A 20,856-nucleotide genomic window follows, 5' to 3' on the forward strand; every position below is an offset into this window, starting at 1 on the left:
CGTCGCACCCACCGCAGACGCAAAAGACTGCACGCCATGCATGTTCGCCCTGCGAGAATGCGGCTCTCATCAGGCAGATCTTCAGCCATTCGTTGCACGGCACGGTTAGCCTCGTGTGTACGGAACAGCCCTCGTGCACCTGCGCGGGCGGTCCACACATCCCTAGCGATCAAGAAGAGGAACCCCTTGGCATTCTCGAATCCCGGCTTCAGTCAGTCGCCGGCCTTCTCGAAGAACGGCGGGCCCGTCATCCGTCAGCAGCAGGGCGCAGCCCAGCCGGTCGAGTACAACGGCATGACGGCCGAGCAGCTGCAGCAGCTCTACTCGCAGCCCGCCGCCGGCCCCACGCAGACCGACCGCATGACGTACGAAGACACGATCAACAAGACGTTGCTCGCGTTCGGCGTCGTCCTCGTCTTCGCCGCCGTGGGCTGGTTCGTCCCGGCCCTGGCCATCGTCGGCGCGATCGCCGGCTTCGTCCTCGCGCTCGTCAACATCTTCAAGAAGAAGCCGTCGCCCGGTCTCGTGCTGGCCTACTCGGCAGCGCAGGGTCTGTTCGTCGGTGGCATCTCGTCGATCTACGAGTCGCAGTTCGACGGCATCGTCACGCAGGCCCTGCTCGGCACGGCGGCCGTCTTCGTCACGACCCTGCTGCTCTTCAAGAGCGGCAAGATCCGCGCGTCGGCCAAGGCCACCAAGATCTTCCTGATCGGCATGGTCGGCTACGCCGTCTTCTCGCTGCTCAACCTCGGCCTGATGGCCTTCGGCGCCAACAGCAACCCCTGGGGCCTGCGTGGGTCGGTCGAGATCTTCGGCATCCCGCTCGGCTTCTTCCTGGGCGTCCTGGTCGTCCTCATGGCCGCGTACTCGCTGGTCCTCGACTTCGACCAGATCAAGACCGGCGTCGAGCGCGGCGCACCCCGCATCTACGGCTGGTCGGCCGCCTTCGGCATCGTCATGACGGTCATCTGGCTGTACGTCGAGATCCTGCGCATGATCGCCATCCTGCGCGGCAGCGACTAGCCACCACGGCGACACCAGCACCACCCCGAAGCGGGGCTCGTTCCGAGAGGAACGAGCCCCGCTTCTGCGTGTGAGGGGCGACCGACCTTTGGGCAGAAGATGCTCTTCCTGCGCGGATGAGAAGCTTGTTCTGCTCAGTCGACGACAAGCTCTCGGACACGACGAAGCCCCCCCGGGCAGATGTCTGCCGGAGGGGGCTTCGCCTCACTGCGCTTCGCGGGAGGTCTCCCTCACTCCACGTTCGCGGCTACTGGTGGGCACTGACGGCGCAGAGCGCCGCCAGAGTGACGCTCCGCGTCACTCCCATTCGATCGTTCCCGGGGGCTTCGAGGTGACGTCGAGCACGACGCGGTTGACGCCGTCCACCTCGTTCGTGATGCGGTTCGAGATGCGGGCCAGCACGTCGTACGGCAGGCGCGTCCAGTCGGCGGTCATCGCGTCTTCGGACGACACCGGGCGCAGCACGATCGGGTGACCGTAGGTGCGACCGTCGCCCTGCACGCCCACCGAGCGCACGTCGGCGAGCAACACCACGGGGCACTGCCAGATCTCGTCGTCGAGGCCGGCGGCCGTCAGCTCGGCGCGGGCGATCGCATCGGCGGCACGCAGCAGCTCGAGACGTTCGTGCGTCACCTCGCCGACGATGCGGATGCCGAGCCCGGGGCCGGGGAACGGCTGACGACCGACGATGACCTCGGGCAGGCCGAGCTCGCGACCGATGGCACGGACCTCGTCTTTGAAGAGGGTGCGCAGCGGCTCGACGAGCTCGAACTGCAGGTCTTCGGGCAGGCCGCCCACGTTGTGGTGGCTCTTGATGTTCGCCGTGCCCGTGCCGCCACCGCTCTCGACGACGTCGGGGTAGAGCGTGCCCTGCACGAGGAACTTCACCGCCGAGTCGCCCTCGGCCGCGGCCTCGAGCACGAGTGCCTCGGCGGCCGCCTCGAAGCTGCGGATGAACTCGCGGCCGATGATCTTGCGCTTCTGCTCGGGGTCGGTGACCCCGGCGAGGGCGTCGAGGAACTGCTGCTCGGCGTCGATCGTGACGAGCCGCACGCCGGTCGAGGCGACGTAGTCCTCTTCGACCTGGCGACGCTCGTCGGCGCGCAGCAGGCCGTGGTCGACGAAGACGCAGATCAGCTGGTCGCCGACGGCCTCGTGCACGATCGCCGCCGCGACGGCCGAGTCGACGCCGCCCGAGAGGCCGCAGATGACGCGTGCGTCGCCGACCTGCTCGCGGATGCGGGCGACCTGCTCGGCGATGACGTTGCCGCTGTTCCAGTCGGCGGGGATGCCGGCGGCGCGGTGCAGGAAGTTCTCGAGCACGGCCTGGCCGTACGACGAGTGCTTGACCTCGGGGTGCCACTGCACGCCGTAGAGCTTGCGGGCGTCGCTCGAGAACGCGGCGACCGGGGTCGACGCGCTCGAGGCGAGCACGTCGAAGCCCTCGGGGGCCTTCGACACCGAGTCGCCGTGGCTCATCCAGGTGGTCTGCGAGGTGGGCTGGCCCGAGAGCAGGGTGCTGTCGCCCTCGGCGAGCGTGACGTCGGTCGCACCGTACTCGCGCTGACCGGTCTGCGAGACCTCTCCGCCGAGCGCCTTGGCCATCGCCTGGAAGCCGTAGCAGATGCCCAGCACGGGGATGTCGAGGTCGAAGATGCCCGCGTCGATGCTCGGCGCACCCTCTTCGTAGACGCTCGACGGCCCACCGCTCAGCACGATGCCGACCGGGTTCTTCTCGGCGATCTCTGCTGCGGTGATCGTGTGCGGCACGATCTCGCTGTAGACGTTGGCCTCGCGCACGCGGCGGGCGATCAGCTGCGCGTACTGGGCGCCGAAGTCGACCACGAGCACGGGGCTCTGCGCGGTCTCGGGCGCGCGGTCGGCCGGTGCGGGGGCCGTGGCGGCGGTCGTCGCCGACTCCTCGGCGGTCTCGGGTGCGTCGGTCACGCGGGGGCTCCCTCGGTCGTGGGGGTGGTCTCGGCGGTCAGCGCGTCGTACTGCCGCGTCGCGAGCTTGGTCATGTGGCTCTCGACGAAGAACGAGAGCAGGGGTACGACGCCGCCGAGCGCGATGAGGAAGAACCGCGAGAACGGCCACCTCATGAGGCTCCAGAGGCGGAAGTCGGCGAAGAGGTAGACGACGTACAGCCAGCCGTGCGCGATGAGGATCGCGGTCGACAGGTTGAAGCCGGTGGTCGAGTCGACCGGCACGAGGAACCCGCCCTGACCGCCGAGCTGCATCTCGAGCTGCAGCGGCGTGTACTTGAAGAGCATCTCGAAGATGAGCAGCAACAGCATGACGCCGGTGACGTACGCCGAGATCTTGTAGAACCTGACGGCACCCGGGATCTTCGGGATGTCGCGTTGCCGGGGCTTCAGGGGCATGGGCTCGATTCTAGCCGCGCCCACCGACGCACCACGACGGCACCTGTCGACGTCGAGGGACGCCGCGCACCGCCCGGCCTGGACCTCGGCGCGACGGGATCAGGAGGCGCGGGTCGGCTGGGTCGCGCCGCGCGCGTCCGCCTCGGCCCGCGCCTCCTCGGCCTCTTCGTGCTCTCGCTCGAAGGCGTCGCGCACGAGTCGGAACCACAGGAAGACGGCGAAGCCGGCGAAGACGACCCACTCGATCGCGTAGAAGACGTTGAGCCAGTTGAACTGGACGTCGGAGGCGGGCGGGGCCGAGTCGATGGCGTCGAGCGACCGGGGCGCGTCATCGGAGACGACGTAGCCGCCGTAGACCTGGCCGTCGAAGCCGGGCCACTCGTTGATCAGGGCCGCCACCGAGACGACGGTCTGCGCGCCGCTCTCGAAGTCGCTCTCGGTCGGCGACTCGGACGGGAAGTACCGGCCCTCGACCGTGACGGTCGACGTGGCGGCGACCGCGGACTCGGCGGCCTCGGCCCCGTCTCGCGTGGCCGACCAGCCGAGGCCCACCGGCAGCGAGGCACCGTTCGCGTCGTCGACGAAGCGTCCGATCAGCCAGTAGCCGGTCTCGCCACCGTTGACCCGGTCGCCGACGACGGCGAAGTCGTCGGGGTCGAACTCGCCCGTGACCGACACCCGCTGGGCACCCAGCGAGTCGGCGAACGGAGTCTGCGGCGTGGCCACCGACGAGAGCACCTTGGTGGTCTCGGTCTCGGGGTTGACCACCTGCACGCTCTCGACGCTGCGCTCGATCTGCCAGTGGCCGAGCCAGGCGAAGATCGCCGCGACCACGAGCGCGAGCCCGAGCAGGGCGATCCACCGCGGGCGGCGGGCGACCTGCCACATCGTCTCGGGCAGCGGATCGCCGTCGACTCCGAGGAGGGCGGGGCGCTGCTCGGTCTGGGTCACGTCGGTGATCGTACCTCTCGTCGTCGACGAGCTCGCTGGGACGTCGGGCGGATCGAGACGACGGGATCGTGACGACGAGCGGATGGGGACGACGAGCGGACGGGAACGGGGACGGGGACGGGGTCGGGTCTCAGTACTCAGGGTCGCGCTGGCGCGCCGCTCGCTGGTCGCTCTGCTGGCCGGCCTGCTCGGCCCAGAGCCGGGCCTCGTCGGCGTCCATCGCGTCGAGGTCGTCCAGGTCGTCGTCGTCGCCGTCGCGATCGGCGTCGCCGTCGCCGTCCGCGTCACCCTCGCGTCCCGCGCGCGTCGAGCCGGGCCGCCCGGCGGCGGCCCGCGCCGCGCCCGCGCGCACCCGCTCGGCCTCACGCTCGTCGTCGTCCTCGGTGACCTCGGTCTGGTCGAGGTCGTCGCCCGCGAGCGCGGCCTCCATCAGGGCGATCTCGTCGCCGCTGCGCGCCTCGCGTTCGACACGGCGCGCCTCGGCCTCGGCCCGCTCGGCCTTCTTCCGCGACCGCAGCAGCAGCGAACCGATGCGCTCGCTGTTGGACGCGAGGACGGGCCCGAGCACGGCCATGATGAGCACGTAGAGCCCCGCGAACGGCTGCAACCGCTCGTCGAGCCCTGCTCCGGCTGAGAGCGTCGCGAGGATCAACGCGAACTCGCCCCGGTTGACCAGGATGACCGTGGTGTTGATGCCCGCCTGCGGCCCCAGCTTGTTGAGCCAGGCGACGAACTGGCCCGCGCCGACGTTGAGCAGCACCGTCATGCCGACCGCGATCGCGACCGGCCCGAGCACGCTCGGGAAGAGCGCCGGGTTGAGCCCGAGGCCGAAGTTCAGGAAGAAGAACGCCCCGAAGACGTCACGCATGGGCAGGGCGAACTGCTCGACCCGGTTGCGGAACTTCGTCGCCCCGATGATCAGGCCGATGAGGAAGGCACCGATCGCGTCGGTGACGCCGAGCACCTCGCCGAGGCCGGCGAAGAGCACGGCGAGGCCGAAGAACAGCACCGTAAAGAGTTCGTCGTCGCGGGTGCGCATGAGCCTCGACACGACCCGACCACCCCACCGGGCCACGCCGAACATCACGACGAGGAACGCGAAGGCGATGCCGAGCTTCAGGATCACCGGCCCGGGGTCGGTCTCGCCGCTGAGGACGACCGAGACGATCGCGAGGTAGATGGCGATGAAGATGTCTTCGACGACCGTGACGCCGAGGATCATCGGCGTCTCGCGGTTGGCCAGGCGGTTCAGCTCGATCAGCAGCTTGGTGACGATCGCGCTCGACGACGTCGCCGTCATGCCCGCGATGATCAGCGCCTCACGCGTGCCCCAGCCGAGCATGAAGCCGAAGACCAGGCCGACGCCCATGTTGATGGCGATGTAGCTGCCGCCCGAGACGATCAGACGCCCGGCGTTCGAGAAGAACTCGTCTTGATCGAACTCGAGCCCGAGGTTGAACAGCAGCAGGATCAGCCCGAAGATCGCGATCAACTCGATGTTGTCGGACTCGAAGCTGAGCGGGAACCAGCCTGTGTTCGTGCTGGCGAGCAGGCCGACGATCATGTAGATCGGGATCGACGGCAGCCCGATCAGCTTGCCGGCACGACCGAGCACGTAGGCGATCAGCAGCAGGATGCCGAGGACGATCAGCTCTTCACCCAGGTGCATCGGGCCTAGCCCCCGGGCGGCGCGTCGACCGGCGAGCGGTGCTTCAGTTCGCCGGTGCGGTAGAACGAGAACGCCTTTGCGACCTTCTCGGGCGAACCGGCCACGACGAGCGTGTCGCCGGGGAACACCTTGAAGTCGCCCGACGGGGCGGGGTTGGCGGCGTCACCACGGACCACCGCGACCACCGTGAGGCCCACGACGCCCTTGGCGCCGAGGTCGCCGAGCGGCTGGCCGGCGATGTGGTCGTCGTAGTCGACCGTGAACCAGTCGATGCTGAGGCCGGGGATCTGGTCGAGCGCCGACAGCGACTCGGTGATGCGCGTGCCGCCGAGCAGCTCGGCGAGCGTGTGCGCCTCGTCTTCGCTGAGGCGCAGCGAGACTTTCTTGACGTGGTCGCCGTCGACGTCGTCGCTGAACGTGATGAGGTCGCTGTGACCCGAGCGGTGCGTGATGACGCCGCACTTGCCGCCGTCGTCGGTGATGAAGGTGTGCAGCACACCCACGCCGGGGAGCTTGACTCGACGCACGTCAACCATGGTTCGTCTCCAGTGGACTCGGGGGCAGTCGTCTCAGCTTAGCGGCGGGGTCGGCCGCGGCAGCCGGGCTGCTCGTGCTGGGGACAACCCGTCACCGTCCACAGGTGTTCCCACGTTCTCGGACGGCGGACGCAGGGAGGCGCGGTGCCGGGAGCCCGGCACCGCGCCTCCTGCGGGTGGTCGCGTGAGCGACCGCGACGTCAGCCCTGGCGACCGCCCGGGCTGCTCGCCGACGTGTCGTCACCCGGCGTGCCCGCCGGCTCGGTGACCTTCTCGCCCGGCTTGGGCGCGCCTCCCTGGTCGGCCCCCGCGACGACCATGTCGTCCTCGTCGAAGCCGAAGGTGATGTCGGGCGCCTCGAGGCGCACGCGGTCGGCCGACTCGTCGTCGGGCTCGAGCTGGCTGGCCCGCTCGGCCGCGACGCGCTTCAGGTAGTTCGCGACCTCGGCCTCGGCCTCGTCGTCGCTCCAGCCGAGCACGTCGGCCATCAGCTTGGCGGCGACCGGCGCCGCGGACTCGCCGCGGTCCCAGGCCTCGATCGAGATGCGGGTGCGGCGGGCGAGCACGTCTTCGAGGTGCAGGGCGCTCTCGTGGCTGGCGGCGTAGACGACCTCGGCCCGGATGTAGTCGTCGGCCCCGGGCAGCGGCTCGGCGAGCGAGGGGTCGTCGCGGATGAGGTCGAGCACCTCGTCGGTCAGCGTGCCGTAACGGTTCAGCAGGTGCTCGATGCGCACCTTGTGCACGCCGAACGCCTTGGCGATCTTGCCTCGCTTGTTCCAGGCCGCGTGGTAGCCCTCGGCGCCGAGCAGCGGGATCTCCATCGTCGTGCTCTCGGGCGTGCGACCGTCGAGGGCCGCGACCGCCTCGTCGATGGCGTCCTCGGCCATGACCCGGTAGGTGGTCCACTTGCCGCCCGCCACGACGACGAGCCCCGGCACGGTGTGCGCGACGATGTGCTCTCGCGAGAGCTTCGACGTCTGGTCGCTCTCACCGGCGAGCAGCGGACGGAGGCCGGCGTAGACGCCCTCGACGTCGGCCCGGGTGAGGGGCACCGCCATGACCTTGTTCACGTGCTCGAGGATGTAGTCGATGTCGGCCGCCGTCGCCGCGGGGTGGGCCTTGTCGAGGTCCCAGTCGGTGTCGGTCGTGCCGACCAGCCAGTGGCGGCCCCACGGGATGACGAACAGGACGCTCTTCTCGGTGCGGAAGATCATGCCCATGTCGGAGTGGATGCGGTCGCGCGGCACCACCAGGTGCACGCCCTTCGACGCCCGCACCTTGAACTGGCCCCGCTCGCCGACCATGGCCTGGGTGTCGTCGGTCCAGACGCCGGTCGCGTTGACGACCTGCTTCGCCCGGATCTCGAAGTGCTCGCCGGTCTGGTAGTCGTGGGCCTTCACGCCGACGACCCGCTCGCCGACCTTGACGAAGCCCTCGACGCGGATGCGGCTCGCGGCGTGGGCGCCGTAGCTCGACGCGGTGCGGACGAGCGACGACACGTAGCGGGCGTCGTCGACCTGCGCGTCGTAGTAGGTGAGGCCGCCGACGACGGCGTCCTTCGACAGGCTCGGGATCGCACGGAGCACCTGCGTCTTGCTCAGGTGGCGGTGGTGGGGCACGCCGGGCGGGCGACCGCCGGTCCAGCTGAAGATGTCGTACAGCGCCATGCCGGCGCCGATGTAGAAGCGCTCGTAGACCGGCTTGCTCAGCGGGTAGAGGAACCGCACGGGCTTGACCAGGTGCGGTGCGAGACGCTGCAGCAGCAGGCCGCGTTCGATGAGGGCCTCGCGGACGAGCCGGAAGTTCAGCTGCTCGAGGTAGCGGATGCCGCCGTGGACGAGCTTCGACGAGCGGCTCGACGTGCCCGAACCCCAGTCGCGGGCCTCGACGATGCCGACGCTCAACCCGCGGGTCACGGCGTCGAGCGCGGACCCCGCCCCGACGATGCCACCGCCGATGACGAGGATGTCGAGTTCTTTCGTCTTCAACGCCTCGACTGCTGCGGCCCGTTCGTCGGGGCCGAGCTTCGAGGAGAGCGAAACGGACGCGGACTTGGCCATGCGAGCCTCCATCGTTGGATTCGGTCGGCCCGGCCTCTCGACCGGACCACCTCATCAAACGCTAGTGGGGCTGGTAGGGGGCCACAACCACTTCGACCCGCTGGAACTCCTTCAGGTCGCTGTAGCCGGTGGTCGCCATCGAACGCCGCAGGGCGCCCATGATGTTCGACGTGCCGTCGACCGTCGTCGCCGGGCCGTAGAGGATCTTCTCGAGCGAGCCGATGGTGCCGACCTGCATGCGGCGACCGCGGGGCAACTCGGGGTGGTGCGCCTCGGCGCCCCAGTGGTAGCCGCCGCCGGGCACGTCGTCGGCCCGGGCCAGCGCCGCGCCGAGCATGACGGCGTCGGCACCACAGGCGATCGCCTTGACCAGGTCGCCCGAGGTGCCGAGGCCCCCGTCGGCGATGACGTGCACGTAGCGCCCGCCCGACTCGTCGAGGTAGTCGCGGCGTGCGCCGGCGACGTCGGCCACGGCGCTCGCCATCGGAGCGTGGATGCCCAAGGAGGCGCGGGTCGTGCTGGCGGCGCCGCCCCCGAACCCGACGAGGACGCCCGCGGCACCCGTGCGCATCAGGTGCAGGGCGGCGGTGTAGGTCGACGCACCGCCGACGATGACGGGGACGTCGAGCTCGTAGATGAACTTCTTGAGGTTCAGCGGCTCGCTGCTCTTCGAGACGTGCTCGGCGCTGACCGTCGTGCCGCGGATGACGAAGAGGTCGACGCCGGCGTCGACGACCGTCTGGTACAGGTCTTGGGTGCGCTGGGGGCTGAGGGCACCGGCGACGGTCACGCCGGCCGCGCGGATCTCGGCGAGGCGGTCGCGCACGAGCTCGGGCTTGATCGGCTCGCTGTAGATCTCTTGCATGCGGGCGACCGACTCGTCGTCGGAGAGCTCGCGGATCTCGGCCAGGACCTCTTCGGGGTCGTCGTAGCGCGTCCAGACGCCCTCGAGGTCGAGGACGCCGAGGCCGCCGAGCTGACCGATGCGGATGGCCGTGGCCGGACTGACGACGGAGTCCATCGGCGCGGCGATGACCGGCGACTCGAACTGGAACGCGTCGATCGACCAGCCGACCGAGACGTCTCGGGGGTCGCGCGTGCGCCGGCTCGGAACAATGGCGATGTCGTCGAACGCGTACGCGCGGCGGGCTCGCTTGGAGACGCCGATCTCTACCTCAGTCACCGTGCCACCCTACCGGAGCCGGGGGTCGCACCCCCGGCCCGGTGGATCAGCGGCGGTAGTTGGGGGCCTCGACGACCATCTGCAGGTCGTGCGGGTGGCTCTCCTTCAGGCCGGCCGCGGTGATGCGGACGAACTTGCCGTTCGCCTTGAGCTCGGCCACGGTGCGCCCGCCGACGTAGAACATCGACTGACGGAGGCCGCCGCTGAGCTGGTAGACCACGTTGTTCAGCGCGCCGCGGTAGGGCACTTGGCCCTCGACGCCCTCGGGGATGAGCTTGTCGTCGCTCGGGACGTCGGCCTGGAAGTAGCGGTCCTTCGAGTACGAGGTGTTCTTGCCCCGGGTCTGCATCGCGCCGAGCGACCCCATGCCGCGGTAGTTCTTGAACTGCTTGCCGTTCACGAAGACCAGGTCGCCCGGGCTCTCGTCGCAGCCCGCGAGCAGCGAGCCGAGCATGACGGTGTCGGCGCCGGCCACGAGGGCCTTGGCGATGTCGCCCGAGTACTGCAACCCGCCGTCGGCGATGACCGGCACGCCGGCCTCTCGGGCCGCCAGCGACGCCTCGTAGACCGCCGTCACCTGGGGCACGCCCACGCCGGCGACCACGCGGGTGGTGCAGATCGAGCCAGGGCCCACGCCGACCTTGATGGCGTCGGCACCGGCGTCGACGAGCGCCTGCGCGCCGCTGCGGGTGGCGACGTTGCCGCCGATCACGTCGACGTGCGCGAAGCTCGGGTCGGCCTTGATGCGGCGGATCATGTCGAGCTCGCCCGAGCTCTCGCCGTTGGCGGTGTCGACGACGAGCACGTCGACGCCGGCGTCGCGGAGGGCGCAGGCGCGCTCCCACGCGTCACCGAAGAAGCCGATCGCGGCGCCGACCCGCAGGCGGCCCTCGTCGTCCTTGGTGGCGTCGGGGTACTTCTCGCTCTTGTCGAAGTCCTTGACGGTGATGAGGCCGCGCAGGTGACCGGCCTCGTCGACCAGGGGCAGCTTCTCGATCTTGTGCTGGGCGAAGATGGCGATCGCCGAGTCGGGGTCGACGCCCTCGGGCGCGGTGATCAGCGGCGCCTTCGTCATGACGTCGCGGACGAGCGTGGTCGACATCTCGAACGGCGACACGAAGCGCATGTCGCGGTTGGTGATGATGCCGACCAAGGTGCCGTCGCCCTCGACGACCGGCAGGCCCGAGACGCGGTACTGCCCGCACAGCGCGTCGACCTCGGCCACCGTGGCGTCGGGCGTCGTCGTGACGGGGTTGGTGATCATGCCGGACTCGCTGCGCTTGACCTTGTCGACGTGCGCGGCCTGGTCGGCGATCGAGAGGTTGCGGTGGATGATGCCGATGCCGCCCTGGCGTGCCATGGCGATGGCCATGCGCGACTCGGTGACGGTGTCCATCGCGGCCGAGAGCAGCGGCACCGCGACCCGGATGCGTTTGGTGAGCTGCGACGAGGTGTCGGTCTCGCTGGGGATGACGTCGGTGCGGCCCGGCAGGAGCATGACGTCGTCGTAGGTGAGTCCGATGAATCCGAACGGGTCCGGCTGGTCCATGAGTCCCCTTCGAAGGAGCGAGATGAGGGTGGGTGGGTTGGCACCGGTTCGCCGTCGAGTCCGGTAGTCGATATTAACCCAGCCCGCGCCTCCTGCATTCCTGCCTCCGGCGTCCCGCCGGGACGGCGAGGAGGCGCGGTGCGACCCCCGGCCGACGCAACGAACCGGCACCGTTATCGATCCGACACACGGAAGATTCGTGATTCTCGCTCGTCATGGGGGATTCTGTACCGACTCCACTCCGTCTTGCACCTGAAACATGCTCGACACACGGCGGAGTTACTGTCAGCGACGACGACGCCCCGGGAGCAGAACGAGACCGCCCGAATCTCGACGGGGCGCTTCCCACCAGGAGGTTTTGTGAGACTCTCGACGACCATCGCGTCGCGGCCCCGGCTGCGGCAGTCCCTGATCGTGACGGCCTCCGCCGTGCTGCTCGGGCTCATGGCCACGTTCGCCGCCGCGACCGTCGCCCCCACGTCGGCCCAGGCCGCGCAGGCCGCCTGCGCCACCAGCCCCACGACCGGCTGCATCCAGGGCACCATCCGCGACAGCGAGGGTGAGCCCGCCGCGGGCGTCGACGTCGTGGCCACCGGGGCGAGCGACTTCGAGGAGACGGGTACCACCGACGACACCGGTCGCTGGAGCATCGCCGTGACCGAGGCAGGCCCCTACAGCGTCACGGTCGACACCGAGTCGCTGCCCGACGGCCAGTTCCTGGTCAACGCCGACAACGCCGAGCGCACCGTGAACGTCAACCTCGGGGCTTCGGCGAGCGCGTTGTTCGCCCTGACCGCCGAGGAGGGCGCCGTCACCGGCGACGCCACCGCCTCGAGCTTCAACTGGGACCGCTTCGCCCAGCAGTTCGCCTCGGGCATCCGCCTCGGCCTGCTGCTCGCCCTGGCGGCCATCGGCCTCTCGCTGATCTACGGCACGACCGGCCTCAGCAGCTTCTCGCACGGTGAGCAGGTGACCCTCGGTGGCCTGCTGGCGTACTCGTTCACCTCGATCGGGGTGCCGCTGATCCTCGCCGCCGTGCTCAGCACCGTCATCTGTGCGGCGACCGGCTACCTGCAGGACCTCGCGATCTGGAAGCCCCTGCGCAAGCGGCGGCTCAGCCTGACGCAGCTCATGATCGTCACCATCGGCCTCTCGATCGCGCTGCAGTACGCGTTCCAGTACTTCTACGGCGCCGGCACCGTCCGCATCGACCGCGACAACCCGTCGACCGTGACCTTCCTCGGCATCACGCTGACCGTGCAGTCGTACGTCGCCATGGCCATCTCGGTCGTCGTGCTCGTCGGCACCGGGTTGTTCCTGCTGAAGACCCGCACCGGCCGTGCCACCCGCGCGGTCTCGGACAACCCGGCCCTGGCCGCGGCGTCGGGCATCGACGTCGACCGCATCATCCGCCTGGTCTGGACGCTGGCCGCCGGCCTCGCCGGCCTGTCGGGCGTCATGCTCGGCCTCGTGCTCAACGGCGTCAACTGGATGACCGGCCTGCAGATCCTGCTGCTGATCTTCGCCGCCGTCACGCTGGGCGGGCTCGGCACCGCCTTCGGAGCCCTCGTCGGCTCGCTGATCATCGGCATCGTCGTCGAGCTGACCAACATCTGGCTGCCCGGCGACTTCAAGTACGCGACGGCGCTGCTGATCCTGATCCTGATCCTCGTGTTCAGGCCACAGGGCATCTTCGGGCGAAAAGAACGAGTGGGCTAAGGGGCAACGACCATGTACTTCATCGAACTCCTGCGGGCGCTGAGCGCCGAGGCCCTCGCGCCCACGACGGCCGCCTTCGCCATCGCGGCGATCGGCCTGAACATCCACTTCGGCTTCACCGGCCTGATCAACATGGGCCAGGCAGCCTTCCTGCTGCTCGGCGCCTACGGCTTCGCCATCTCGATCAGCAACGGATTGCCGCTCGGCCTGGCGGTCATCATCGCCCTGGTCTGCTCGCTCGTCTTCGCGCTGATCCTCGGCGTGCCGACCCTGAAGCTGCGAGGCGACTACCTCGCCATCGTCACGATCTGTTCGGCCGAGATCATCCGGTACGTCGGCCGGTCGAGCATCTTGACCGACACGACCGGTGGCTCCAACGGCATCCCGGGCGCCTCGTACCGCGAGGCGTTCACCGCCCTCTCGCCGCTGCCCGACGGCCAGACCACCATCCTCTGGTTCACGTACGACAACAACGGCGTGAGCGGCTGGTGGATCCGCATCGTCGGCTGGAGCATCGTCGCCCTGCTCTGCCTGCTGGTGTTCCTGCTCAGCCGGAGCCCGTGGGGCCGCGTGCTCAAGGGCATCCGCGAGGACGAGGACGCCGTCCGCAGCCTCGGCAAGAACGTCTACTCGTACAAGATGCAGGCGCTCGTGCTCGGTGCGCTGATGGGGTCGCTCGCCGGCATCATCTACGTGCTGCCGAGCTCGGTGCAGCCGGACAGCATGGGGCGGTCGATGACCTTCTTCATCTGGACGGCCCTGTTGCTCGGTGGCGCGGCCACCGTCTTCGGCCCGGTGCTGGGAGCGATCCTGTTCTTCGTGACCCGCCTGCTGGTGCGCACCCTCGCCGGCGACTTCATCCCGTCGAGCATCATGAACGGCCAGCAGGCCGAGCAGTTCTCGTACGTCCTCGTCGGCATCGCCCTGATGCTGCTGATCATCTTCAGGCCACAGGGCATCCTCGGAAAGAAGAAGGAGTTGGCGTTCAGTGTCTGACACCTCGAGCACCACCACGGGCACCACCCCCAGCGGCAGCACGCGGCCCCACCGCGAGGGCTACGACTACGACCGCACGGTGCTGCGCTCGAAGCTCGCCACCGTCGAGAAGACCCCGGGCTCGGCGAAGCCGGACCCCATCCTGACGGTCGACAACGTCGTGCGTCGCTTCGGCGGCATGACCGCCGTCGACGTCGGGCACGTCGAGGTGCAGCGCGGCGCCATCACGGCGCTCATCGGCCCGAACGGTGCCGGCAAGACGACGTTCTTCAACCTGCTGACCGGCTTCGACAAGGCCTCGTCGGCCCCCACGGCGTTCAAGCGCAGCGGCGCAGGCGTCGCGAAGTGGGTCTTCGAGGGCAAGGCCATGGGCAACGTCGGCGCCGCCAAGGTCGCCCGCTCGGGCATGGTGCGCACCTTCCAGCTCACCAAGGCCCTCTCGCGCCTGACCGTCATGCAGAACATGCTGCTCGGCGCGAAGGACCAGCCCGGCGAGAACTTCTTCGTCGCGATCGTCGCGCCGCTCTGGCGCAAGCGCGAGCGCGAGATCGAGGCGAAGGCCGAGGACCTCCTCGCCCGGTTCAAGCTGCTCGAGAAGAAGGACGACTTCGCCGGCAGCCTGTCGGGCGGTCAGCGCAAGCTGCTCGAGATGGCCCGCGCCCTGATGAGCGACCCGGCCATGATCATGCTCGACGAGCCGATGGCCGGCGTGAACCCGGCGCTGACGCAGTCGCTGCTCGGGCACATCCAGAGCCTGCGCGACGACGGCACCACGGTGCTCTTCGTCGAGCACGACATGCACATGGTCCGCCACATCTCGGACTGGGTGATCGTCATGGCCGAGGGTCGCATCGTGGCCGAGGGCCCGGCCGACACCGTCATGGACGACCAGGCCGTCATCGACGCCTACCTCGGCGCGCACCACGACACCGACCTGGGCGACGACTCGCTGCTCGACGACGCCACGCTCGAACAGCTCGAGGAGGAGGTGGCGCGCGAGGACGCGGCGCGCGCGGCCGAGGCGACCAGCGCCTCCTCGTCCGCGGGAGGCGTCGCGGGACGCGACCTGCCCGGCCACCCCGACCCCTCTACCCCGCAGGCCACGAACGCGGCCGACGACCAGCTGTCCGACGGACGGCAGAGCGGAGACAAGCGATGAGCACCGCACAGGACGGCGCGGGCGCCACCACGGCCCCCAAGCACCCGGGCACCGAGAAGTTCGCCGGCGTCGAGCCGGTCATGAACGCGACCGACCTCGTCGCGGGCTACCTGCCGGGCGTGAACATCCTCAACGGGTGCGACCTGGTCTGCTACCCCGGCGAGCTGATCGGCATCATCGGCCCGAACGGCGCCGGCAAGTCGACGCTGCTCAAGGCGCTCTTCGGCCAGGTCAGGATCCACTCGGGCTCGGTCACCCTCGGTGGCACCGACATCACGAACCTCAAGGCCAACAAGCTGGTCGAGGCGGGCGTCGGCTTCGTGCCGCAGACCAACAACGTGTTCCCCTCGCTGACCATCGAGGAAAACCTGCAGATGGGCATGTTCCTGCGGCCCAAGAAGTTCGCCGAGCGCCTCGAGGTCATCTACGACCTCTTCCCCGTGCTCGCCGACCGTCGCGGCCAGCGTGCCGGGTCGCTCTCGGGCGGCGAGCGCCAGTCGGTCGCCATGGCCCGCGCCCTGATGATGGACCCGAAGGTGCTGCTGCTCGACGAGCCGTCCGCCGGCCTGTCGCCCGTGCGCCAGGACGAGACGTTCATCCGCACCCGTCGCATCAACAAGGCCGGCGTCTCGGTGATCATGGTCGAGCAGAACGCCCGCCGCTGCCTGCAGATCTGCGACCGCGGCTACGTGCTCGACCAGGGCCGCAACGCCTACTCGGGCACCGGCCGCGAGCTCGCCGACGACCCCAAGGTCATCGAGCTGTACCTCGGCACCCTGGCGAAGGACGTCGAGGGCGCCTGACGCCCCCTGCGCCGCCCTGAGGCCCCGATCGTGCTCCGGCACGGTCGGGGCCTCGTGCGTGCGCCCGGCGCGGTCACGGGGGCGTCGCGGGCGTCGGGTGCGTCGGAGCTGCGCACCGCGTTTCGTGCAGCGCACCCGGTCTCGACGCGGTGCGGTGCACGAAACGCGGTGCGGAAAGGCGCGCGACGGCCACGGCCGGCTCACCCCGGGGACGAGGAGGCGCGGCGCACCATCAGGGCGTCGGGTGCGTCGGGCGCGTCGAGGCGTCGGAGTTGCGCACCGCGTTTCGTGCAACGCACCCGGTCTCGACGCGGTGCGGTGCACGAAACGCGGTGCGACGAGGCGCGGGGTGGGGCGGACAGGCGCGGGGCGGCTCGCACGGGCGCGGCGCGGGGCCCAGGGCAGCGGGCACGCCGAAGGGCCCGGCACGATGTCTCGTGCCGGGCCCTCGGATGGTGCAGGTGGTGGGACTAGCCGACCGAACCCTCGATGCCGGTCTGGTAGACGGGCTTGTTGTCGGCGTCGAAGGTGTAGACGCCGATCGAGGCGGACGACGGGTCGTTGTCGTCGTTGAACGGTCCGATGCCCGAGGGGCCGGTGTAGTGGATGTCGTCACCGGCGTCGAGCGCGGTCTTGCAGTCCGCGTACGTGGTGCACTCGGTGCCGCCGTTCGCGCCGGAGACCGCAGCCATGTTGGCCTGGATCGTCCCGGCGTCGGTGCCGCCACCGGCCTGGGCCGCGAGGGCGGTCAGGATGACGGCGTCGTACGACTCGGCAGCGTACGAGTAGTCGGCCAGCGCCTGGCCCTCGCTCTGCTGGTAGCCGGCGGCGAGCTCGGCCTTGAAGTCCGCGCTGGCGTCGGCACCGGGAATCGTGCCCTTGGCGCCTTCCAGCGTGCCGGGCTCGAAGTCGGCGCTGTAGTCGGCCGTGTTGCCGTCCGACATGTAGACCTTGCTCATGTCCCAGCCCTGGGCGACCAGCTCGGGGACGATGGACTTGGTCTCGTCGAAGGCGAGGATCACGATCGCGTCGGGGTCGGCGGCGATGGCTGCCGAGACCTCGGACGAGAAGGTGGTCTGACCGGGGGGGAACTCCTGGCCCTCACCGGAGCCGCCGTAGACGACGGTGCCGCCCGAGCTCTCGATGGACTCCTGCGTCGAGTCACGGAGGCCCGTGCCGTAGGTGTCGTTGAAGACGAGGAAGGCCACGTTGGCGTTGCCGTCGGCGGTGATCTGCTGGCCGAGCGCCGAGCCCTGCACCGAGTCCGGCGGAGCGGTGCGGTAGTAGTACGACGAGTAGCCGCTGAGCGAGCTGGCCGTGTTGGCGGGCGAGATCTCGACGATGCAGTTGCTGGTGAGCTGGTCGACCACGTTGAGCGTGACGCTCGAGGACTCGGCACCGAGCACGACGGGCACGTCGGCGTCGATCAGCTGCGTCGCGGCGTTGCTCGACACGGTCATGTCGTTGCTGTCGCCCGAGTCGGTGCTGGTCGAGATCTCGGCCGGCTGGTCGAGGACGCCACCGGCGGCGTTGATGTCGGTGATGGCCTGGTTCGCGCCGGCGATGGCGGGCGGGCCGAGGTAGGCGAGGGTGCCCGTCAGGGGCAGCATCGTGCCGATCGCGAACGGGTCGGTGCTCGGCGTGCCGGCCTCGCAGCTCGCTGCCGGGTCGGTCTTGGCCGACGAGGACGCCGACGACGAGGCGTCGTCGGAGGGGGAGGCCGTCGAACAGGCAGCGAGCAGCACGGAGGCTGCGCCGGCGAGTGCCAGTGCTCGGAGGGCGGTGCTGGATCGGATCATCCGTGGAACCCTTTCGTGGACAGCGGCAGTGCAGCCCGACCGGTGGCGGTCGAACCTGCCGCGATTGGTCCGAAACTAGGGGTCGAATGTTTCTGGCGTGTGTTCTCGGCGTCAAAGTGACGTTTCGTTAGCCATTCGTGACTTTGCGAGAGAAGGTCGCTTCTACGCCGTCGGAGCGACGGCGAGCGGACGCCGTGCGCGCCGCCCCGTGCGCACCATGTCGACGGTGAGCACGATCGACGCCACCCAGACGATCGCGAAGCCGACCCACCGCGTGAGGGACATGTGCTCGCCGAGCACGACGACACCCACGACGAACTGCAGCACGGGGGCGACGTACTGGGTCAGGCCCACGGTGGTCAGGGGCAGCCGACGGGTCGCCGAGGCGAACAACAACAGGGGCACCGCGGTGATGACGCCGGTGCCGATCGTGGCGATCGTGTGCCCCACGCCGACGGTGCCGAGCACGACGCCGCCGCCCAGGCCCGTCACGTGCAGGACGATCAGGGTGGCGGCCGCGAACGGTGCGATCCACAGCGTCTCGAGCGTGAGCCCGCCGACCGCGTCGACGCGACCGCCGACCTGCTTCTTGACCAGCCCGTAGAGCCCGAACGAGAACGCGAGCACGAGCGAGATGACCGGTGGGCGCCCGGCGCCGACGGCGATCACCAGGACGGCGACGGCACTCAGCCCCACGGCCACCCACTGGGTCGTGCGCAGGCGTTCGCGCAGCACGACCACGCCGAGCAGCACCGTCACGATGGGGTTGATGAAGTACCCGAGGGCGGCCTCGACCACGTGACCGCTGAGGGTCGCCGAGATGAAGACCGTCCAGTTGACGACGATGAACGCGCCGGCCAACCCCATGGTGCCCACGACGCGGGGCTGGCGCAGCAGTGCGACGAACGACCGCAGGGCACCGGTCGTGACGAGCAGCACCCCGCAGAAGACGAGCGAGAAGAGCACCCGCCAGGCGACGATCTCGAACGGGCCCGCCGGCGCCAGCAACAGGAAGTAGACGGGCAGCACGCCCCAGAGCCCGTAGGCGCCCAGCGCGTAGGCGAGCCCCGCGCCACCGGCCCCGGCGACGCCGAGCCCCGGGGTCGGGGCGGCGGGGGACGAGGAGGCGCGGGTCGAGGTCACCTGGTGACTCTAGGTGGCTGCACCCCCTGCACGGAACGCGTGGTGCTGCCACGGTGGATCGATCGACGGACGATCACGCCTGGGGACGAGCGGTCACCGGGCGGCACGCCGCGGACGCGACGAAGGCCCCTGCCGGGGCAGGGGCCTTCGGGACGGCGACCGGGGTCGCGAGGCACGGCCGGAGCCGTGCCGGAGCGCTAGCGGACGATGACCGCCAGGACGTCGCGAGCCGAGAGCACGAGCAGGTCTTCTCCGCCGTACTTCACCTCGGTTCCGCCGTACTTGCTGTAGATGACCTTGTCGCCGGTGGCGACGTCGAGCGGCACGCGGTTGCCGTTGTCGTCGATGCGGCCCGGGCCGACCGCCACCACTTCACCCTCTTGGGGCTTCTCCTTGGCGGTGTCGGGGATCACGAGGCCCGAAGCAGTGGTCTGCTCGGCTTCGACCTGACGAATGACGATGCGATCTTCGAGCGGCTTGATGCTGACCGACACGGGTGACCTCTTCTTTCTCGGTGCGACGAAAACATGGGGGCTGGCACTTGCCGGGGGCGAGTGCCAGAACAACTGTAGGACGAGACTGGCACTCGGTCAATCCGAGTGCCAGCGGGACGGTCCGCGTGCGTCACACTGGACGACATGGATTCTTCCGAGCTGCTCGAAGTCCTCTCGCCCGAGGGGCTCCGGCTGCTCGACTCGCTTCCGGCCGGTGGCGGCTCCGGCGACGACGTGGTGGGCACCGTGGCCGCGCTGCGCAAGCAGGGGCACTCCCCCGCCCTCGTGTCGGCCGTGCTGACCCAGGCGAGGCTCAGAGGCCGGGCGGTCGCCAAGTTCGGCGAGTTCGCGAGCCGCATGCTGTTCACCGAGGCGGGCCTCGAACAGGCCACGCGCCTCCCGGTCGCCGCCCGGCACGCCGGACGCTACGCCGCCGCAGGCCTCGGCAGCGTGGCCGACCTCGGCTGCGGCATCGGCGGTGACGCGCTCGCCTTCGCCGCCCTCGACCTCGACGTGCTCGCGGTCGACCGTGACGAGGTGACCGCCGCCGTCGCCTCGTACAACCTCGCGCCGTGGTCGTCGTCGCGGGTCGAGCAGGGCGACGCCGAGACGACCGACCTCGGGGGCGTCGAGGGCGTGTTCCTCGACCCGGCCCGGCGCACCTCCGGGCACAGCGCCACGAAGCGTCTCGCCGACCCGGCCGACTGGTCGCCCGGCCTCGACGTCGCGTTCGGGTTCGCCGACCGCCTGCCGACCGGCGTGAAGCTCGGCCCGGGCGTCGACCGCGAGCTGCTGCCGACCGACGCCGAGTGCCAGTGGATCTCGGTCGACCGCGACGTGGTCGAGGTGGGGGTGTGGTTCGGGCCACTGGCGCGGCCGGGAGTGGGCCGGTCCGCCCTGGTGATCGGCGCCTCCGGGGCGTCGGAGCTGACGGCGGCGGCCGACTCCGACGACGTCGACGCCGGCGACCTCGGCGAGTACCTCTACGAGCCCGACGGCGCCGTCATCAGGGCCCGCCTGATCGGCGACCTGGCCCGGTCGATCGGCGCCCGCATGATCAGTCGCGACATCGCCTGGCTGACGACGGAGGCACGGGTCGAGACTCCCTTCGCCCAGGGTTTCCGGGTCGTCGAGACCTTTCCGCTCGACGAACGCACGCTGAAGCGCGAACTGCGCGCCCGCGGCATCGGCCGCCTCGAGATCAAGAAGCGCGGGGTCGACGTCGACCCCGCGACGTTCCGCAAGCGCCTGTCGTTGCAGGGCACCGGGTCGGCGACGCTCGTGCTGACCCGCGTCGCCGGACGACACACCGCGCTGCTCTGCGAACGCCTGGTGTGACGCCGCGGGCGCGGGTGGACACACTCGTGGTCGTTCGCCGAGACGGACGG

At 69.9% G+C, this 20,856-nt stretch carries 17 protein-coding genes; 6 read left to right on the forward strand and 11 right to left on the reverse strand.

Features of this window, described 5'->3' with window-relative positions; translation table 11 throughout:
• The first annotated feature begins 186 nt into the window (after nt 1-186).
• Nucleotides 187-1,023 (forward strand): Bax inhibitor-1/YccA family protein, encoded by an 837-nt coding sequence (locus ASG05_RS08000; RefSeq protein ID WP_056259628.1) that lies wholly within the window; start codon nt 187-189, stop codon nt 1,021-1,023.
• A gap of 297 nt (nt 1,024-1,320) precedes the next feature.
• Here ASG05_RS08000 and guaA read toward each other — a convergent pair whose 3' ends face one another.
• The 8 genes from guaA to guaB form a co-directional block, all read right to left on the reverse strand.
• The gene (gene guaA / locus ASG05_RS08005; protein ID WP_054147442.1) at nt 1,321-2,874 is read right to left on the reverse strand and encodes a glutamine-hydrolyzing GMP synthase; all 1,554 of its coding nucleotides are present in this window, start codon (nt 2,872-2,874) and stop codon (nt 1,321-1,323) included.
• A gap of 92 nt (nt 2,875-2,966) precedes the next feature.
• Nucleotides 2,967-3,407, reverse strand: a complete 441-nt coding sequence (locus tag ASG05_RS08010) for a DUF3817 domain-containing protein (RefSeq protein WP_056259629.1) — start codon at nt 3,405-3,407, stop codon at nt 2,967-2,969.
• Nucleotides 3,408-3,506: 99 nt separating this feature from the next.
• Nucleotides 3,507-4,358 (reverse strand): SURF1 family protein, encoded by an 852-nt coding sequence (locus ASG05_RS08015; RefSeq protein ID WP_056259631.1) that lies wholly within the window; start codon nt 4,356-4,358, stop codon nt 3,507-3,509.
• Nucleotides 4,359-4,488: 130 nt separating this feature from the next.
• Nucleotides 4,489-6,027 carry a cation:proton antiporter gene (locus tag ASG05_RS08020; RefSeq protein WP_056259633.1) on the reverse strand — a complete coding sequence of 513 codons (1,539 nt, stop codon included), beginning with the start codon at nt 6,025-6,027 and terminating at the stop codon, nt 4,489-4,491.
• 5 nt (nt 6,028-6,032) lie between these two features.
• Nucleotides 6,033-6,563 carry a cation:proton antiporter regulatory subunit gene (locus ASG05_RS08025; protein ID WP_043595745.1) on the reverse strand — a complete coding sequence of 177 codons (531 nt, stop codon included), beginning with the start codon at nt 6,561-6,563 and terminating at the stop codon, nt 6,033-6,035.
• 200 nt (nt 6,564-6,763) lie between these two features.
• Nucleotides 6,764-8,623, reverse strand: coding sequence for a glycerol-3-phosphate dehydrogenase/oxidase (locus tag ASG05_RS08030; protein ID WP_082486686.1), 1,860 nt, complete (start codon nt 8,621-8,623; stop codon nt 6,764-6,766).
• 61 nt (nt 8,624-8,684) lie between these two features.
• Complete coding sequence (locus ASG05_RS08035) at nt 8,685-9,806, reverse strand: GuaB3 family IMP dehydrogenase-related protein (protein ID WP_056259635.1); 1,122 nt, start codon at nt 9,804-9,806, stop codon at nt 8,685-8,687.
• A gap of 46 nt (nt 9,807-9,852) precedes the next feature.
• The gene (gene guaB, locus ASG05_RS08040) at nt 9,853-11,355 is read right to left on the reverse strand and encodes an IMP dehydrogenase (protein WP_056259637.1); all 1,503 of its coding nucleotides are present in this window, start codon (nt 11,353-11,355) and stop codon (nt 9,853-9,855) included.
• A gap of 360 nt (nt 11,356-11,715) precedes the next feature.
• Between guaB and ASG05_RS08045 the strand changes: the two genes are divergently transcribed.
• From ASG05_RS08045 to ASG05_RS08060, 4 genes are all read left to right on the forward strand, one after another.
• On the forward strand, nt 11,716-13,074 hold the full coding sequence (locus ASG05_RS08045) for a branched-chain amino acid ABC transporter permease (protein ID WP_056259639.1): 1,359 nt from the start codon (nt 11,716-11,718) through the stop codon (nt 13,072-13,074).
• A 12-nt stretch (nt 13,075-13,086) separates the two neighbouring features.
• The gene (locus ASG05_RS08050; protein ID WP_056259640.1) at nt 13,087-14,070 is read left to right on the forward strand and encodes a branched-chain amino acid ABC transporter permease; all 984 of its coding nucleotides are present in this window, start codon (nt 13,087-13,089) and stop codon (nt 14,068-14,070) included.
• Between the two features lie 79 nt (nt 14,071-14,149).
• The gene (locus ASG05_RS08055) at nt 14,150-15,229 is read left to right on the forward strand and encodes an ABC transporter ATP-binding protein (RefSeq protein WP_200936820.1); all 1,080 of its coding nucleotides are present in this window, start codon (nt 14,150-14,152) and stop codon (nt 15,227-15,229) included.
• 80 nt (nt 15,230-15,309) lie between these two features.
• Complete coding sequence (locus ASG05_RS08060) at nt 15,310-16,032, forward strand: ABC transporter ATP-binding protein (RefSeq protein ID WP_056260740.1); 723 nt, start codon at nt 15,310-15,312, stop codon at nt 16,030-16,032.
• Between the two features lie 470 nt (nt 16,033-16,502).
• On the opposite strand, the gene ASG05_RS08065 is transcribed toward ASG05_RS08060, so the two are convergent.
• The 3 genes from ASG05_RS08065 to groES form a co-directional block, all read right to left on the reverse strand.
• Entirely contained in the window at nt 16,503-17,831 is a 1,329-nt protein-coding gene (locus ASG05_RS08065; RefSeq protein ID WP_056259642.1) for an ABC transporter substrate-binding protein, read from the reverse strand.
• 162 nt (nt 17,832-17,993) lie between these two features.
• The gene (gene rarD / locus ASG05_RS08070) at nt 17,994-18,974 is read right to left on the reverse strand and encodes an EamA family transporter RarD (protein WP_082486557.1); all 981 of its coding nucleotides are present in this window, start codon (nt 18,972-18,974) and stop codon (nt 17,994-17,996) included.
• A gap of 197 nt (nt 18,975-19,171) precedes the next feature.
• A complete protein-coding gene (gene groES, locus ASG05_RS08075) occupies nt 19,172-19,468 on the reverse strand; it encodes a co-chaperone GroES (protein ID WP_043595988.1) in 297 nt (98 codons plus the stop codon).
• A gap of 144 nt (nt 19,469-19,612) precedes the next feature.
• Between groES and ASG05_RS08080 the strand changes: the two genes are divergently transcribed.
• Nucleotides 19,613-20,806 (forward strand): class I SAM-dependent methyltransferase, encoded by a 1,194-nt coding sequence (locus ASG05_RS08080; RefSeq protein WP_056259643.1) that lies wholly within the window; start codon nt 19,613-19,615, stop codon nt 20,804-20,806.
• Nucleotides 20,807-20,856: the final 50 nt, after the last annotated feature.

The sequence above is a fragment of the Frigoribacterium sp. Leaf186 genome (assembly GCF_001423905.1).
Taxonomy (GTDB): domain Bacteria; phylum Actinomycetota; class Actinomycetes; order Actinomycetales; family Microbacteriaceae; genus Frigoribacterium.

Coding starts and splice junctions, on each gene's coding strand:
- ASG05_RS08010 (WP_056259629.1), bottom strand. CDS start 3,407: ATGCCCCTGAAGCCCCGGCAACGCGACATCCCGAAGATCCCGGGTGCC.
- ASG05_RS08020 (WP_056259633.1), bottom strand. CDS start 6,027: ATGCACCTGGGTGAAGAGCTGATCGTCCTCGGCATCCTGCTGCTGATC.
- ASG05_RS08025 (WP_043595745.1), bottom strand. CDS start 6,563: ATGGTTGACGTGCGTCGAGTCAAGCTCCCCGGCGTGGGTGTGCTGCAC.
- ASG05_RS08030 (WP_082486686.1), bottom strand. CDS start 8,623: ATGGCCAAGTCCGCGTCCGTTTCGCTCTCCTCGAAGCTCGGCCCCGAC.
- guaB (WP_056259637.1), bottom strand. CDS start 11,355: ATGGACCAGCCGGACCCGTTCGGATTCATCGGACTCACCTACGACGAC.
- ASG05_RS08050 (WP_056259640.1), top strand. CDS start 13,087: ATGTACTTCATCGAACTCCTGCGGGCGCTGAGCGCCGAGGCCCTCGCG.
- ASG05_RS08060 (WP_056260740.1), top strand. CDS start 15,310: ATGAACGCGACCGACCTCGTCGCGGGCTACCTGCCGGGCGTGAACATC.
- ASG05_RS08065 (WP_056259642.1), bottom strand. CDS start 17,831: ATGATCCGATCCAGCACCGCCCTCCGAGCACTGGCACTCGCCGGCGCA.
- ASG05_RS08080 (WP_056259643.1), top strand. CDS start 19,613: ATGGATTCTTCCGAGCTGCTCGAAGTCCTCTCGCCCGAGGGGCTCCGG.